This window comes from Bacillus sp. FSL R5-0523 (genome assembly GCF_037975295.1).
Lineage (GTDB): Bacteria > Bacillota > Bacilli > Bacillales > Bacillaceae > Bacillus > Bacillus subtilis.
On sequence record NZ_CP150251.1, the window covers coordinates 1,680,180 to 1,695,883 of the forward strand.

A 15,704-nucleotide genomic window follows, 5' to 3' on the forward strand; every position below is an offset into this window, starting at 1 on the left:
CAATCTATTGGATCAGGCCGCTGCCTGCCTAACGATTTGCAGAATCAATCAATTATTATCCCCATCCCTTCTATTAAAATGGTGGAAAGCCGATCCATCTATGTCGCTGACATCACCTGTGCTACAAACGGTTACTCGTGATCAAATAAAAGCAGCTGCATTAAAAAACGAAATAGAACAATTTTATCCAAAGCTCCAGCATGTACTTGCTGCTTATCGTGAGCAAGGCATTAACACCATCCCTATTTCTTCAAAGCAATATCCTTTCTGGCTTAAAAGCATTTATGATCCCCCCGCCGTACTGTTTGCAAAAGGTGATATGACTCTTCTTTCGAAAGGGAGAAAAATTGGAATTGTAGGGACAAGAAATCCAACAGCTTATGGGAAACAAGTTGTCAATCATCTTACAAAAGAGATCTGTCGTAAAGGTTGGGTGATTGTCAGCGGACTGGCGTCTGGGATAGACGGAATGTCCCATGCTGCAAGTATTAAGGCGAAGGGGCGGACAATTGGCGTCATTGCAGGCGGATTTCAGCACATTTATCCCCGAGAAAACCTTCAGTTAGCAGATCACATGGCTAAACACCATATCCTGCTGTCAGAGCACCCACCTGAAACTAAACCCCAAAAATGGCATTTCCCTATGAGAAACCGTATTATCAGCGGACTAAGTGAAGGCGTTATTGTCGTTCAGGGCAAAGAAAAAAGCGGTTCGCTGATTACTGCCTATCAAGCATTGGAACAAGGGAGAGAGGTATTTGCCGTACCTGGTTCATTGTTTGACCCTTACGCCGGAGGTCCTATAAAACTGATCCAGCAGGGGGCTAAAGCCATATGGTCAGCAGAGGATATTTTCGAGGAACTTCCTGAGAGAAACGTTCAATATACGGAACCCTTTTGAATTATCGTTTGACAAACGGTATTGTAATATTTAATAATAGTGAGGATTTAAAGTTGCATATTGTTTTCTATTTAATTAATGACGTTCATGATAAAGAATGAAATGTTGAAAGCCAAATAAAGACAGCTGCAAAAATAAAATTGAAATATCTTGAAAAGAGAGAGAACACCTCTTGAGGGGGATGAAAATGTCTGATTATCTAGTCATCGTGGAATCGCCCGCTAAGGCGAAAACGATTGAACGTTACTTAGGTAAAAAATATAAAGTAAAAGCATCAATGGGACATGTCCGGGATCTTCCAAAAAGTCAAATGGGAGTTGACATAGAACAGAATTTTGAACCGAAATATATTACCATTCGAGGTAAAGGCCCGGTATTAAAAGAGCTGAAAACGGCTGCGAAAAAAGCCAAAAAAGTGTATCTCGCAGCCGACCCCGACAGAGAAGGGGAAGCGATTGCATGGCATTTGGCACACAGTCTTGATTTAGATCTCAACTCTGACTGCCGTGTGGTGTTTAACGAAATTACAAAAGACGCTATTAAGGAATCGTTTAAGCATCCCCGCATGATCAATATGGATTTAGTGGATGCACAGCAAGCGAGACGTATTTTAGACAGGCTTGTCGGATATAAAATCAGTCCAATCTTATGGAAAAAAGTCAAAAAAGGGCTTAGCGCAGGACGCGTGCAATCCGTTGCCCTCCGTTTGATTATTGACCGTGAAAAAGAGATTAACGACTTTAAGCCTGAGGAATATTGGACAATTGACGGTACGTTCTTAAAAGGTCAAGAAACCTTTGAAGCGAGCTTTTTCGGGAAAAACGGCAAAAAACTTCCTTTAAATAGTGAAGCTGATGTAAAAGAGATTCTTTCTCAGCTCAAAGGGAATCAATATACAGTTGAAAAAGTAACCAAAAAGGAACGCAAACGTAATCCCGCTTTGCCTTTTACCACTTCTACCCTGCAGCAGGAAGCTGCTCGCAAGCTCAATTTCAGAGCGAAGAAAACGATGATGATTGCACAGCAATTATATGAAGGAATTGATTTAGGAAGAGAAGGAACGGTTGGTCTGATCACGTATATGAGAACGGATTCAACCCGTATTTCAAATACGGCTGTTGATGAAGCAGCTGCATTTATTGATCAGACTTATGGAAAAGAGTTCCTAGGCGGAAAACGGAAGCCTGTGAAAAAGAATGAAAATGCCCAGGATGCCCACGAAGCAATTCGGCCGACATCAGTTCTTAGAAAACCAAGTGAATTAAAAGCAGTCCTCGGCAGAGACCAAATGAGACTGTATAAATTAATTTGGGAGCGTTTTGTTGCCAGCCAAATGGCACCGGCTGTTCTCGATACAATGAGTGTCGACCTGACAAACAACGGTTTGACATTTCGTGCAAATGGAAGTAAAGTCAAGTTTTCCGGGTTTATGAAGGTGTATGTTGAAGGAAAAGACGATCAAATGGAAGAAAAAGACCGGATGCTGCCTGACTTACAAGAAGGCGACACGGTATTATCAAAAGATATAGAACCTGAGCAGCATTTTACCCAGCCGCCTCCGCGATATACTGAGGCCCGGCTCGTTAAAACCCTTGAAGAACGCGGTATCGGCCGTCCATCCACATATGCTCCGACACTTGATACTATTCAGCGGCGCGGCTACGTGGCATTGGATAATAAACGTTTCGTTCCGACTGAATTAGGTCAGATCGTTCTTGACTTGATCATGGAGTTTTTCCCTGAGATCATTAACGTTGAGTTTACAGCTAAAATGGAGAGAGATCTTGATCATGTTGAAGAAGGAAATACCGAATGGGTCAAGATTATCGATAATTTCTACACCGATTTTGAAAAACGGGTCAAAAAAGCCGAATCGGAAATGAAGGAAGTTGAGATTGAACCAGAGTATGCTGGAGAGGATTGTGAATTGTGCAGTTCTCCAATGGTATATAAAATGGGACGGTACGGTAAATTCTTAGCTTGCTCCAACTTCCCTGACTGCCGGAACACGAAACCGATTGTGAAACAAATCGGTGTGAAGTGCCCGAGCTGCGGAGAAGGAAACATTGTTGAGCGAAAATCGAAAAAGAAACGGGTGTTTTACGGCTGTGACCGTTATCCGGACTGTGAATTCGTATCATGGGACAAACCAATTGAACGAAAATGCCCGAAATGCGGAAAAATGCTCGTCGAGAAAAAACTCAAAAAAGGCATACAAGTCCAATGTGTGGAATGCGATTATAAGGAAGAACCACAGAAGTAGCGGTGAGCAGGGTCTTGCTCACCTTCTTTGTGTGTTAAAAGAAGGCCTTGAATAATAAACTAGGAGATGTGAAAGATGAACCAACAAACAGTGAATGTAATCGGAGCCGGACTCGCAGGAAGTGAAGCGGCATGGCAGCTTGCCAAACGGGGGATTCAAGTCAAATTGTATGAAATGCGGCCAGTTAAACAAACGCCTGCGCACCATACAGATAAATTTGCAGAGCTTGTCTGCAGCAACTCTCTTCGCTCTAATACACTTGCTAACGCTGTCGGTGTATTAAAGGAAGAAATGCGTGCGCTTGATTCAGCCATTATCGCTGCGGCTGACGAATGTTCGGTGCCTGCCGGGGGCGCTCTTGCAGTAGACCGTCATGAATTTGCCGCAAGTGTGACAAATCGGGTGAAAAATCATCCAAACGTAACCGTTATTAATGAAGAAGTGACTGAAATTCCTGAAGGCCCTACTATCATCGCAACGGGTCCGTTAACATCTGAATCGCTGTCTGCCCAGCTGAAGGAGCTGACTGGAGAGGACTATTTATATTTTTATGACGCAGCGGCGCCAATTGTAGAAAAAGACAGCCTTGATATGGATAAAGTGTACCTGAAATCCCGTTATGATAAAGGTGAAGCAGCATATTTGAACTGCCCAATGACAGAAGAAGAGTTTGACCGTTTTCATGAAGCATTAACATCAGCAGAAACAGTGCCGTTAAAAGAATTTGAAAAAGAGATTTTCTTTGAAGGCTGCATGCCGATTGAAGTCATGGCAAAACGGGGTAAGAAAACAATGCTTTTCGGTCCGATGAAACCGGTTGGTCTAGAGCATCCTGTTACAGGAAAACGCCCTTATGCCGTCGTTCAGCTCAGACAGGATGATGCTGCGGGAACACTTTATAATATTGTAGGATTCCAGACTCATTTAAAATGGGGAGACCAAAAGGAAGTTCTCAAGTTGATTCCAGGACTTGAAAATGTAGAAATCGTCAGATATGGCGTGATGCACAGAAACACATTTATTAACTCTCCAAGCCTGTTAAAGCCGACTTATCAATTTAAAAACCGCAGTGATCTGTTCTTTGCAGGCCAAATGACGGGAGTAGAAGGATATGTGGAATCAGCTGCCTCAGGACTTGTAGCAGGCATTAATGCGGCGAAGCTTGTATTGGGAGAAGAGCTTGTTATTTTCCCTCAGGAAACAGCAATTGGCAGTATGGCACATTATATTACAACAACAAACCAGAAGAACTTCCAGCCGATGAATGCAAACTTTGGGCTTTTAAAAGAATTGCCAGTTAAAATTAAAAATAAAAAAGAACGAAATGAACAATACGCGAACCGTGCGATTGAAACAATTCAAACAATTTCGAAAACAATATAGGTATTGATTGCAACCTGAGCGCGATTTGTGATACCATTTAAAAGCCCTTCCTGGGGAGGTATTAGGCATGGAGAATGTTAAGAATTTCGTAAAGTTATTCGTTGAATATTTACAAATTGAAAAAAATTATTCACAATATACTATTGTGAATTATGTGGATTCAATTAAAGAATTCGAGACTTTCCTGCGCGTTCAAGGTATAAATGGATTTGAAGAAGCTGCATATCAAGATACTAGGATTTTTTTGACAGAAGCCTATGAAAAAGGTTTATCGAGAAGAACAATAAGCAAAAAGATATCTGCATTAAGAAGCTTTTATAAGTTTCTGATGCGGGAAAAGCTTATTGAAGAAAATCCGTTTCAGCTTGTTCATCTGCCAAAACAGGAGAAACGGATACCGAAGTTTCTATATCAAAAAGAGCTTGAGGAGCTGTTTGAAGTTTCAGATATAAGCCAGCCGGCCGGAATGAGGGATCAAGCGCTGTTAGAGCTGCTCTATGCCACCGGAATGAGGGTCAGTGAATGCTGTTCCATAACTATTAACGACGTTGATTTATTTATGGACACTGTGCTTGTTCACGGTAAAGGCAAGAAGCAGCGCTATATCCCCTTTGGGTCTTATGCCCGCGAAGCGTTGAAGATATACATGAATAGCGGAAGACAGTGCTTGCTGATGAAGGCAAAAGAACCTCATGATCTATTATTCGTAAATCAAAGAGGCGGACCGCTTACAGCCCGTGGCATCAGACATATTTTAAGCGGGCTTGTTCAAAAAGCGTCAAGCACTTTACATATCCATCCGCATATGCTTCGACATACGTTCGCCACGCATCTGTTAAATGAAGGAGCGGATTTGAGAAGCGTTCAAGAACTGCTCGGGCATTCCAATCTGTCTTCTACACAGATATACACGCATGTTTCGAAGGAAATGTTGAGAAACACATATATGTCTCACCATCCAAGAGCATTTAAGAAAAATTAAAGGAGGCCCTTTATGTCATCTTTTCATGCGACCACAATATTTGCCGTACAGCATAAAGGACGAAGCGCTATGTCCGGAGACGGCCAAGTAACATTTGGTCAGGCTGTTGTCATGAAACACACGGCACGGAAAGTGAGAAAACTGTTTAACGGCAAAGTTCTTGCTGGCTTTGCGGGATCTGTTGCAGACGCTTTCACTTTATTCGAAAAGTTTGAAGCTAAGCTTGAAGAATATAACGGCAACTTAAAACGTGCGGCTGTTGAGCTTGCGAAGGAATGGCGCAGCGATAAAGTGCTAAGAAAGCTCGAAGCCATGCTGATTGTTATGAATCAGGATACTTTGCTTCTCGTATCGGGAACAGGCGAGGTGATCGAACCAGATGACGGCATTCTCGCGATTGGATCAGGAGGCAATTACGCTTTGGCAGCGGGAAGAGCATTGAAAAAGCATGCCGGTGAAAGCATGTCTGCAAGTGAGATTGCCAGAGCCGCGTTAGAAACAGCAGGCGAAATTTGTGTTTACACGAACGATCAAATCATACTGGAAGAGCTTGAATAGAAAGGACTTGAGGCGCATGGAAAAAAAACCGTTAACTCCTAGACAGATTGTAGATCGGTTAGACCAATATATTGTCGGTCAGCAAAATGCGAAAAAAGCTGTCGCCGTGGCATTAAGAAACCGCTATAGAAGAAGTCTTCTGGATGAAAAGCTGAAGGACGAGGTCGTTCCGAAAAACATTTTAATGATGGGTCCTACCGGCGTCGGGAAAACTGAAATTGCCAGACGAATCGCTAAGCTTTCAGGTGCGCCATTTATCAAAATTGAAGCTACTAAATTTACCGAAGTCGGCTATGTAGGCAGAGATGTTGAATCAATGGTCAGAGATCTTGTGGAGACTTCTGTTCGTCTTATCAAAGAAGAGAAAATGAATGAAGTAAAGGAACAGGCAGAAGAAAATGCAAACAAACGCATTGTTCGTCTGTTAGTTCCTGGGAAGAAAAAACAATCTGGCGTTAAAAATCCGTTTGAAATGTTTTTTGGAGGCAGCCAGCCGAATGGTGAAGATGAGGCGGAGAGCCAGGAAGAAGCAAACATCGAAGAAAAAAGAAAACGAATGGCGCATCAGCTGGCTTTAGGAGAGCTCGAAGACTACTATGTAACAGTAGAAGTCGAAGAGCAGCAGCCTTCTATGTTTGACATGCTGCAGGGCTCGGGTATGGAGCAGATGGGTATGAACATGCAGGATGCGCTGAGCGGATTAATGCCAAAGAAAAAGAAACGGCGCAAAATGACAGTCAGAGAAGCCAGAAAAGTCCTGACGAATGAAGAAGCAAGCAAACTCATCGATATGGATGAAGTCAGCCAGGAAGCTGTTCAGAGAGCAGAAGAGAGCGGGATTATTTTTATCGATGAGATTGATAAAATCGCAAAGAACGGCGGTGCATCTTCTTCTGCCGATGTTTCAAGAGAAGGCGTTCAGCGGGATATCTTGCCGATTGTTGAGGGCTCAACCGTTGTCACAAAATATGGTTCTGTAAAAACAGACCATGTATTATTTATTGCAGCAGGAGCGTTTCATATGGCCAAACCGTCTGATTTGATTCCTGAGCTGCAGGGGCGTTTCCCGATTCGTGTAGAACTGAACAAACTCACGGTAGACGACTTCGTGAGAATTTTGGTTGAGCCGGATAATGCGCTGCTGAAACAATATCAGGCATTATTGCAGACAGAAGGTATATCTCTTGAATTTTCTGACGAAGCTATTCATAAGATTGCTGAAGTTGCTTATCATGTGAACCAGGACACAGATAATATCGGTGCGAGACGCCTTCATACAATACTTGAACGCCTATTAGAAGATTTGTCGTTTGAAGCTCCAGATGTAACGATGGAGAAAATAACGATTACACCTCAGTATGTCGAAGAAAAGCTCGGAACGATAGCCAAAAACAAAGATTTAAGTCAATTTATATTGTGAAAAATTTAATATGAGGAATGTTTAGGAGGATTATTTATCATGGCTTTATTACAAAAAACAAGAATTATTAACTCCATGCTGCAAGCTGCGGCAGGGAAACCGGTAAACTTCAAGGAAATGGCGGAGACGCTGCGGGATGTCATTGATTCCAATATTTTCGTTGTAAGCCGCAGAGGGAAACTCCTTGGGTATTCTATTAACCAGCAAATTGAAAATGATCGTATGAAAAAAATGCTAGAGGATCGTCAATTCCCTGAAGAATATACGAAAAACCTGTTTAATGTCCCTGAAACATCTTCTAACTTGGATATTAATAGTGAATATACTGCTTTCCCTGTTGAGAACAGAGACCTGTTCCAAGCTGGTTTAACAACAATTGTGCCGATCATCGGAGGCGGGGAAAGATTAGGAACACTTATTCTTTCACGTTTACAAGATCAATTCAATGACGATGACTTAATTCTAGCTGAATACGGCGCAACAGTTGTCGGAATGGAAATCCTAAGAGAAAAAGCAGAAGAAATTGAAGAGGAAGCAAGAAGCAAAGCTGTCGTACAAATGGCTATCAGCTCGCTTTCTTACAGTGAGCTTGAAGCAATTGAGCACATTTTTGAGGAACTTGACGGAAATGAAGGTCTTCTAGTTGCAAGTAAAATCGCTGACCGTGTGGGCATTACCCGTTCTGTTATTGTGAACGCACTCAGAAAGCTGGAGAGCGCCGGTGTTATCGAGTCTAGATCATTAGGAATGAAAGGTACTTATATCAAGGTGCTAAACAACAAATTCTTAATTGAATTAGAAAATCTAAAATCTCATTAATCACAAAAAGAACCCTTTTTGAGGGTTCTTTTTTTATTTCAAATAAAGGAAATCAATAAGCTTTATTTCCTGGGTTGAAAGTCTTTCTATGTAATAATTCGAATAAATTTTGCATTTTCCTTCAAAAAGTTTCAAAAATGCCGAAAAGATAGGAGAAAAAACAGAAATTCTGCTATTTTCAGGCTTATATCAAGGCGAGAAATGTAGTTCTAACAATCTAGGACTTTATACCTAGTTGTAAAATAGATAATTGTGAGGACATTTTTTTACACGAACTTCATAGACTTTATGCCTGTTATTTCTTACAATAAGCATATAGTTTTACAATTCTCGACAAAGATATTGAGGGTGAAAAAAACTGAAATGGAGGTAAGTGGATTTGAGCTTATTTTCTGGAACGATACAAAATCTTGAAAATGCCTTGAGTAGAGCGGATATTAAGCAAAAAGTCATAACTAATAATATCGCCAATATAGATACACCGAACTATAAGGCAAAAAAAGTCTCTTTCCAAAATTTATTAGATCAAGAATCCTCGCGTCTTGAAGCGATAAAAACAGACTATCGTCATGTTGATTTTTCTGATACTGATTCGAATTATTCAATTGTTGCGAGCGGAGATACATCGTATCAGCAAAACGGAAACAATGTTGATGTTGACAAAGAGATGACAGAATTGGCGCAAAATCAAATCAACTATCAAGCTTTGGTTGAAAGAATGAACGGTAAATTTAATTCGCTGAAGACCGTATTAACAGGAGGAAAATAATGACAGCTTTTCATAGCTTAAATGTTTCAGCATCGGCTTTAACAGCTCAGCGAGTCAGAATGGACGTTGTATCATCTAACTTAGCAAATATGGATACGACAAGAGCTAAGCAGGTGAATGGAGAGTGGGTGCCTTACAGAAGAAAAATGGTTTCCCTTCAGTCAAAAGGTGAATCGTTCTCTTCCATTCTCAATTCTCAAATGAGCGGAAGCGGTAGTGCTGGAAACGGTGTGAAGGTTTCAAAAATTACGGAGGATGATTCGGATTTTAATCTTGTCTATGATCCGACAGACCCTGATGCAAACGCTGAAGGATATGTACAAAAGCCTAATGTTGATCCATTAAAGGAAATGGTTGATCTTGTCAGCAGTACCAGATCATATGAGGCGAATGTCACGGCGATGAATGCTACAAAGGGAATGCTGATGAAGGCGTTAGAAATCGGAAAGTAGGTGAATGAATGTGATTAATGCAATTTCTCCTTTTCAGGTTCAAAATACTCAAAACACTCAAAATGCAACAAATCAAGTAAACAATAGCCAAAAAACAGATTCTTCAAATCAAACAAGCTTTTCGGAGCTTTTAAAAAACTCTATTAGTTCGTTAAATGAGTCCCAAGTAGCTTCTGACAACATGACTAATGCCTTGGCTGCAGGAAAAGATGTAAATCTTGATGAGGTCATGATCGCTGCTCAAAAAGCTAGCATCTCTCTAACTGCAGCAACAGAGTTCCGCAATAAAGCTGTGGAAGCTTATCAGGAGATTATGAGAATGCAAATGTAGGGGGTCTGACGATTTAGAGAAAGAGTGGAATGACCGGGGGTTAACATGAATCGTACTCTAATGCAAATGAAAAACAAAACGAGTGAGTTTTGGAAAAATAGATCTAAACTACAAAAGATTTTAATGGTTAGTGCTTTAGCGGCAATTATTATTATTGGAATTATTATTAGTGTTTTTGCTTCAAATTCTAAAATGGCGCCGCTGTACAAAGATTTGTCTGCCGAAGAAGCAGGACAAATCAAAAAAGAATTGGATGCAAAAAAAGTTCCAAACGAACTTTCGAATGGCGGTACAGTGATTAGTGTTCCGGAGGATCAGGTTGATTCTTTGAAAGTGCAGATGGCTGCAGAAGGACTTCCTAAAACGGGATCAATTGATTATTCATTTTTTGGACAGAATGCCGGCTTTGGTTTGACAGACAATGAGTTTGATATGGTGAAAGTGAAAGCTACACAGACAGAACTGTCAAACTTGATCAATGAAATGGACGGTATTAAAAATTCAAAAGTAATGATTAATCTCCCGAAAGACGCGGTGTTTGTCGGTGAGGAGCAATCTGCAGCATCTGCATCAATCGTTCTGCAGATTCAACCGGGTTATACACTTGATCAAAGCCAAATCAACGGATTATATCATCTGGTATCTAAAAGCGTGCCAAACCTAAAAGAAGATAACATCGTCATCATGGATCAAAATTCTACATACTACGACAAATCAGACAGCGATGCAGGGTCCTACGCGGATAGTTATTCTTCTCAGCAAGGAATTAAGTCTCAAGTTGAAAAAGACATTCAAAAACATGTACAGTCACTGCTGGGTACGATGATGGGCCAAGATAAAGTCGTTGTCTCCGTTACAGCAGACATTGATTTCACAAAAGAAAATCGGACAGAAGACATTGTCGAACCTGTGGATAAAGAAAACATGGAAGGTATTGCAGTCAGCGCTGAAAAGGTATCTGAAACATATCAGGGCGACGGTGCAGCCAACGGCGGAACTGCCGGAACCGGCGAGGAAGATGTACCAAATTATAAGGCTGACGGTGAAAATACCGAAAGCGGGAACTACGAAAAAAACAGCAACAAAATCAATTACGAGGTTAACCGAATTCATAAAGAAATCGCTGAAAGTCCTTATAAGGTCAGAGATTTAGGGATTCAAGTAATGGTAGAGCCGCCTGATGCCAAAAACACTGCGTCGCTATCAACTGAAAGACAGGATGATATACAAAAAATCCTTTCAACTGTAGTCAGAACATCTTTGGATAAAGATGAAACGCAAAATCAGAATTTATCTGATGCTGATATCAATAATAAGATTGTTGTTTCCGTTCAGCCATTCGACGGAAAAGTCAATTTGGATACAAATACGGAAGAATCCTCAGGTATCCCGCTGTGGGCATATATTGTAGGCGGTGTTTTAATCGCAGCGATCATTGTTCTGATTATTATGCTTATCAGAAAGAAACGGGCGCAAGAGGATGAATTTGAGGAATATGAGTATGAGGTTCCTCAAGAACCAATCAATTTGCCTGATATCAACGAAGAGGAAAATGAAACAGCGGAATCAGTCAGACGAAAACAGCTTGAAAAGATGGCGAAAGACAAGCCGGAAGATTTTGCAAAACTGCTGAGAAGCTGGCTGGCCGAGGATTAGGAGGAATTAGAAATGGCGAGACGTGATCAAGATAAGCTTACAGGAAAACAAAAAGCAGCCATTCTCATGATTTCCTTGGGGTTAGATGTGTCAGCTTCTGTCTATAAGCACTTAACCGATGAAGAAATTGAAAGGCTTACTCTGGAAATATCAGGTGTTCGAAGCGTCGATCATCAAAAAAAGGATGAAATCATAGAAGAATTTCATAATATAGCCATTGCGCAAGATTATATTTCTCAAGGCGGTTTAAGCTATGCAAGACAAGTTCTGGAAAAGGCGCTTGGAGAGGATAAGGCGGAGAACATTCTAAACAGGCTGACTTCTTCTTTGCAGGTTAAACCATTTGATTTTGCCAGAAAAGCGGAGCCTGAACAAATTTTGAATTTTATCCAGCAAGAGCATCCGCAGACGATGGCGTTAATCTTGTCTTATTTAGATCCTGTGCAGGCCGGGCAAATTTTATCCGAGCTGAATCCTGAAGTACAGGCTGAGGTTGCGAGAAGAATCGCGGTCATGGATAGAACGTCTCCAGAAATAATTAATGAGGTAGAACGGATTCTGGAACAAAAATTATCTTCTGCATTTACTCAGGATTATACACAAACAGGCGGAATTGAAGCTGTTGTGGAAGTGTTAAACGGGGTAGACAGAGGGACAGAGAAGACGATCTTGGATTCATTGGAAATTCAGGATCCCGATCTTGCTGAAGAGATTAAAAAGCGGATGTTTGTCTTCGAAGATATTGTCACACTTGATAACCGTGCCATTCAGAGAGTCATTCGCGATGTTGAGAACGACGATTTGCTCCTTTCATTAAAGGTTGCAAGCGAGGAAGTCAAAGAAATTGTATTCAACAATATGTCACAGCGTATGGTTGAAACCTTCAAAGAAGAAATGGAATTTATGGGCCCTGTACGCTTGAAAGATGTAGAAGAAGCTCAATCGAGAATTGTAAGCATCGTCAGAAAGCTTGAAGAAGCCGGTGAAATTGTGATAGCAAGAGGCGGAGGGGATGATATTATTGTCTAATATCATTAAACAAGAATCATCTATTTCTCCACAAAAGGAAAAAAGAAAACTTTCTATACAAGAGGTGCGTATTGATCATTCTCACCTTTTGCAGGCTGAAGAGAACCCGGAGGAGCTTATGGCTCGAGTGAAAGAGGAAGCTGACCGGATTTCTGAGCAGGCAAACAGTCATATAGAACATATTCGCCGTCAAATTGAACAGGAGAAAAACGATTGGGCGGCTGAAAAACAGAAGCTTATTGAAGAAGCAAAAACCGAGGGCTTTGAACAAGGAGTAGCCTTGGGCAAAGCTGAGGCAATGAAACAGTATGCCGAACTGATCGGCCAAGCGAACAGTATAACTGAAATGTCCAGAAAAGCTGTTGAGGACAAGCTTGAAGACGCAAATGAAGAAATCGTTGAGCTTGCCGTTGCCCTAGCAAAAAAAGTTTGGCAGCAAAAGTCTGATGATAAAGAGGCTTTCCTCCTGCTTGTACAACAGGTTATAAACGAAGTGAAGGAATATGACGATATATCAATTTATGTTGATCCATATTACTATGAGACAATCTTTCAGCAAAAAGATGAAATTCAGCAGCTTCTTTATAAAGAATGCCGGCTTGGCATATATGCTGATGAAAAAGCTCAAAAAGGAACCTGTTATATTGAAACTCCTTTTGGCAGGGTAGATGCGAGTGTTGACACACAATTGATGCAATTGAAAGATAAACTTCTGACAGCGCTGGAAGCGGGTGCAGCTGAATGAAGACACAGAGTCTGATAGATTGTATAGAAATGACAGACTCGTATAAACGGTACGGAAAAGTCAAGCGGGTAATCGGCCTGATGATTGAATCAAAAGGGCCTGCAAGCTCAATTGGCGACGTGTGCCTGATTTATGCAAAAGGACAATCTGGGAAAGTCATTAAAGCTGAGGTAGTCGGCTTCCAGGAAGAAAATATTTTGCTTATGCCTTATTTAGAGGCTGCGAGCATTGCACCTGGCAGCATTGTAGAAGCTACTGGGGAATCACTTCGGGTTAAAGTTGGAGCCGGACTGATCGGACAAGTCATCGATGCTTTTGGAGAACCGCTTGACGGAAAACTTCTGCCGAAAGGGCTTTCGCCTGTATCGACTGAGCAATCACCGCCCAACCCGATGAAACGGCCGCCCATCCGTGAAAAGATGGGTGTTGGAGTCAGATCAATTGACAGCTTGCTGACAGTCGGTAAAGGCCAGCGGATTGGAATTTTTGCAGGAAGCGGTGTCGGAAAAAGCACCTTAATGGGGATGATCGCCAAGCAGACAGAGGCTGACTTAAACGTCATTGCACTTGTCGGAGAACGCGGACGAGAGGTTCGGGAGTTTATTGAAAAAGATCTTGGGAAAGAGGGGCTGAAACGATCGATTGTAGTCGTTGCCACCTCAGACCAGCCAGCATTAATGAGATTGAAAGCGGCATATACAGCGACTGCAATTGCCGAGTATTTCCGAGATAAAGGCCAAAATGTCATGTTTATGATGGATTCTGTTACAAGGGTGGCAATGGCGCAGCGAGAGATTGGACTCGCTGCCGGAGAGCCTCCGACGACAAAAGGTTATACACCTTCAGTGTTCGCTATTTTACCTCGTTTGCTAGAACGAACAGGTGCAAACGAGCATGGAACCATTACGGCATTTTATACAGTGTTGGTAGACGGGGATGACATGAATGAGCCGATTGCCGATACTGTACGCGGAATTTTAGACGGACATATTGTGTTGGACAGGGCGCTTGCCAATAAAGGCCAGTTTCCTGCAGTTAACGTACTAAAAAGCATCAGCAGGGTGATGTCAAACATATCAACAAAACAGCACCTGGATGCGGCAAATAAATTCCGTGAACTTTTATCGACATATCAAAATTCGGAAGATCTCATTAATATCGGAGCTTACAAAAGAGGATCCTCAAGAGAAATTGATGAAGCGATACAATTTTATCCGCAGCTTATTCAATTTTTAAAGCAGGGAACAGACGAACCGGCTTTATTGGAAGAAAGCATTGCTGTATTAACTAGTTTGACAGGAAATGAGGAATAAACGTGGCTTATCAATTTAGATTCCAAAAGCTGCTGGAACTAAAAGAAAATGAAAAAGACCAATCCTTATCCGAGTATCAGCAATCAGTTTCTGAATTTGAAAACGTTGCTGAAAAATTATATGAGAATATGAGCAAAAAAGAATTGTTAGAACAAAATAAGGAAAAGAAATTAAAAAGCGGCATGAGTGTACAAGAAATGAGGCACTACCAACAATTTGTCTCAAATCTTGATAATACGATCTATCACTATCAAAAGCTTGTCATTATGAAAAGAAATCAAATGAATCAAAAACAAGAAATTTTGACAGAGAAAAACATTGAAGTAAAAAAGTTTGAAAAAATGCGTGAAAAACAGTTTAAAATGTTTGCTCTTGAAGATAAAGCTGCAGAAATGAAAGAAATGGACGATATTTCGATTAAGCAGTTTATGATTCAAGGCCATTAGGAGCGAATGTAATGTCCGGCAAAAAGAAAGAATCAGGTAAGTTCCGTTCGGTTTTGCTTATCATTATCCTCCCGCTGATGTTTCTTCTAATCGCAGGGGGGATTGTTCTTTGGGCTGCTGGTATCAATGTCTTAATACCGATACAGGATGCTGCGGCAAAAACGCCGGTTCTTAAAGAATTGGTCCCTGAAACCGAAAATAAAAAAGACACAGCATCAAGTAAGGATAGCAGTAATACGGCAGCTCTGGAAAAGACCATTAAGGATCAAAAAAGTGAAATCAGTATATTGAATAAAGATTTAGAAACAAGTAAATCGGAAATCGATAGACTCAATCAAAAGATCCGTTCACTTGAAAAGACGGCGGAGGATCAAAAAAAGTCATCTGAAGATCATACTGAAGGATCAGCAGACTCGAAAGCTTCATCTGAAAATGACAAAGTGATCAGTGTGTACAAAAGCATGGACAGCGGAAAGGCTGCTAAAATTATTGCCCAATTAAAGGAGAAAGAAGCACTGAAAATATTGAATGGCCTAAGCAAAAAGCAGCTTGCTGACATATTGGCGAAAATGACTCCTGAGCAAGCAGCAACCTATACAGAAAAAATTGCTGCCAGCCAAGAATAGGGGGAATTAAA

Annotated in this window: 16 protein-coding genes; all 16 read left to right on the forward strand. The window is 41.2% G+C overall.

Annotated features, from left to right (window positions below):
• The first annotated feature begins 7 nt into the window (after positions 1–7).
• The 16 genes from dprA (at position 8) to NYE53_RS08795 (ending at position 15,693) form a co-directional block, all read left to right on the forward strand.
• Entirely contained in the window at positions 8–901 is an 894-nt protein-coding gene (dprA, locus tag NYE53_RS08720; protein ID WP_339248213.1) for a DNA-processing protein DprA, read from the forward strand.
• Positions 902–1,088: 187 nt separating this feature from the next.
• Positions 1,089–3,164 (forward strand): type I DNA topoisomerase, encoded by a 2,076-nt coding sequence (topA, locus tag NYE53_RS08725; protein WP_339248216.1) that lies wholly within the window; start codon positions 1,089–1,091, stop codon positions 3,162–3,164.
• A gap of 75 nt (positions 3,165–3,239) precedes the next feature.
• Positions 3,240–4,547 (forward strand): FADH(2)-oxidizing methylenetetrahydrofolate--tRNA-(uracil(54)-C(5))-methyltransferase TrmFO, encoded by a 1,308-nt coding sequence (gene trmFO / locus NYE53_RS08730; RefSeq protein ID WP_003244725.1) that lies wholly within the window; start codon positions 3,240–3,242, stop codon positions 4,545–4,547.
• A gap of 67 nt (positions 4,548–4,614) precedes the next feature.
• Positions 4,615–5,529, forward strand: coding sequence for a tyrosine recombinase XerC (gene xerC, locus NYE53_RS08735; RefSeq protein ID WP_339248219.1), 915 nt, complete (start codon positions 4,615–4,617; stop codon positions 5,527–5,529).
• A 12-nt stretch (positions 5,530–5,541) separates the two neighbouring features.
• Entirely contained in the window at positions 5,542–6,087 is a 546-nt protein-coding gene (gene clpQ / locus NYE53_RS08740) for an ATP-dependent protease subunit ClpQ (RefSeq protein ID WP_003238555.1), read from the forward strand.
• Between the two features lie 7 nt (positions 6,088–6,094).
• The gene (gene hslU, locus NYE53_RS08745) at positions 6,095–7,507 is read left to right on the forward strand and encodes an HslU--HslV peptidase ATPase subunit (RefSeq protein ID WP_255220399.1); all 1,413 of its coding nucleotides are present in this window, start codon (positions 6,095–6,097) and stop codon (positions 7,505–7,507) included.
• A gap of 39 nt (positions 7,508–7,546) precedes the next feature.
• On the forward strand, positions 7,547–8,326 hold the full coding sequence (gene codY / locus NYE53_RS08750) for a GTP-sensing pleiotropic transcriptional regulator CodY (protein WP_003220850.1): 780 nt from the start codon (positions 7,547–7,549) through the stop codon (positions 8,324–8,326).
• 379 nt (positions 8,327–8,705) lie between these two features.
• Positions 8,706–9,095 (forward strand): flagellar basal body rod protein FlgB, encoded by a 390-nt coding sequence (gene flgB / locus NYE53_RS08755; protein ID WP_003245656.1) that lies wholly within the window; start codon positions 8,706–8,708, stop codon positions 9,093–9,095.
• Positions 9,095–9,547 (forward strand): flagellar basal body rod protein FlgC, encoded by a 453-nt coding sequence (flgC, locus tag NYE53_RS08760; protein ID WP_021479294.1) that lies wholly within the window; start codon positions 9,095–9,097, stop codon positions 9,545–9,547. The genes flgB and flgC overlap by 1 nt, the downstream gene beginning before the upstream one ends.
• Positions 9,548–9,557: 10 nt before the next feature.
• Entirely contained in the window at positions 9,558–9,878 is a 321-nt protein-coding gene (fliE, locus tag NYE53_RS08765) for a flagellar hook-basal body complex protein FliE (RefSeq protein WP_003238544.1), read from the forward strand.
• Positions 9,879–9,923: 45 nt separating this feature from the next.
• Positions 9,924–11,534: a flagellar basal-body MS-ring/collar protein FliF gene (gene fliF / locus NYE53_RS08770; protein WP_213419594.1), complete on the forward strand. Its 1,611-nt coding sequence runs from the start codon at positions 9,924–9,926 to the stop codon at positions 11,532–11,534.
• Positions 11,535–11,546: 12 nt separating this feature from the next.
• Positions 11,547–12,563, forward strand: coding sequence for a flagellar motor switch protein FliG (gene fliG / locus NYE53_RS08775; RefSeq protein ID WP_003231981.1), 1,017 nt, complete (start codon positions 11,547–11,549; stop codon positions 12,561–12,563).
• A complete protein-coding gene (fliH, locus tag NYE53_RS08780; protein WP_251187111.1) occupies positions 12,556–13,308 on the forward strand; it encodes a flagellar assembly protein FliH in 753 nt (250 codons plus the stop codon). The genes fliG and fliH overlap by 8 nt, the downstream gene beginning before the upstream one ends.
• Positions 13,305–14,621, forward strand: coding sequence for a flagellar protein export ATPase FliI (fliI, locus tag NYE53_RS08785; protein WP_251217908.1), 1,317 nt, complete (start codon positions 13,305–13,307; stop codon positions 14,619–14,621). The genes fliH and fliI overlap by 4 nt, the downstream gene beginning before the upstream one ends.
• 2 nt (positions 14,622–14,623) lie before the next feature.
• Positions 14,624–15,067, forward strand: coding sequence for a flagellar export protein FliJ (gene fliJ / locus NYE53_RS08790; protein WP_003231977.1), 444 nt, complete (start codon positions 14,624–14,626; stop codon positions 15,065–15,067).
• 11 nt (positions 15,068–15,078) lie between these two features.
• Positions 15,079–15,693: a MotE family protein gene (locus NYE53_RS08795; protein ID WP_339248226.1), complete on the forward strand. Its 615-nt coding sequence runs from the start codon at positions 15,079–15,081 to the stop codon at positions 15,691–15,693.
• Positions 15,694–15,704: the final 11 nt, after the last annotated feature.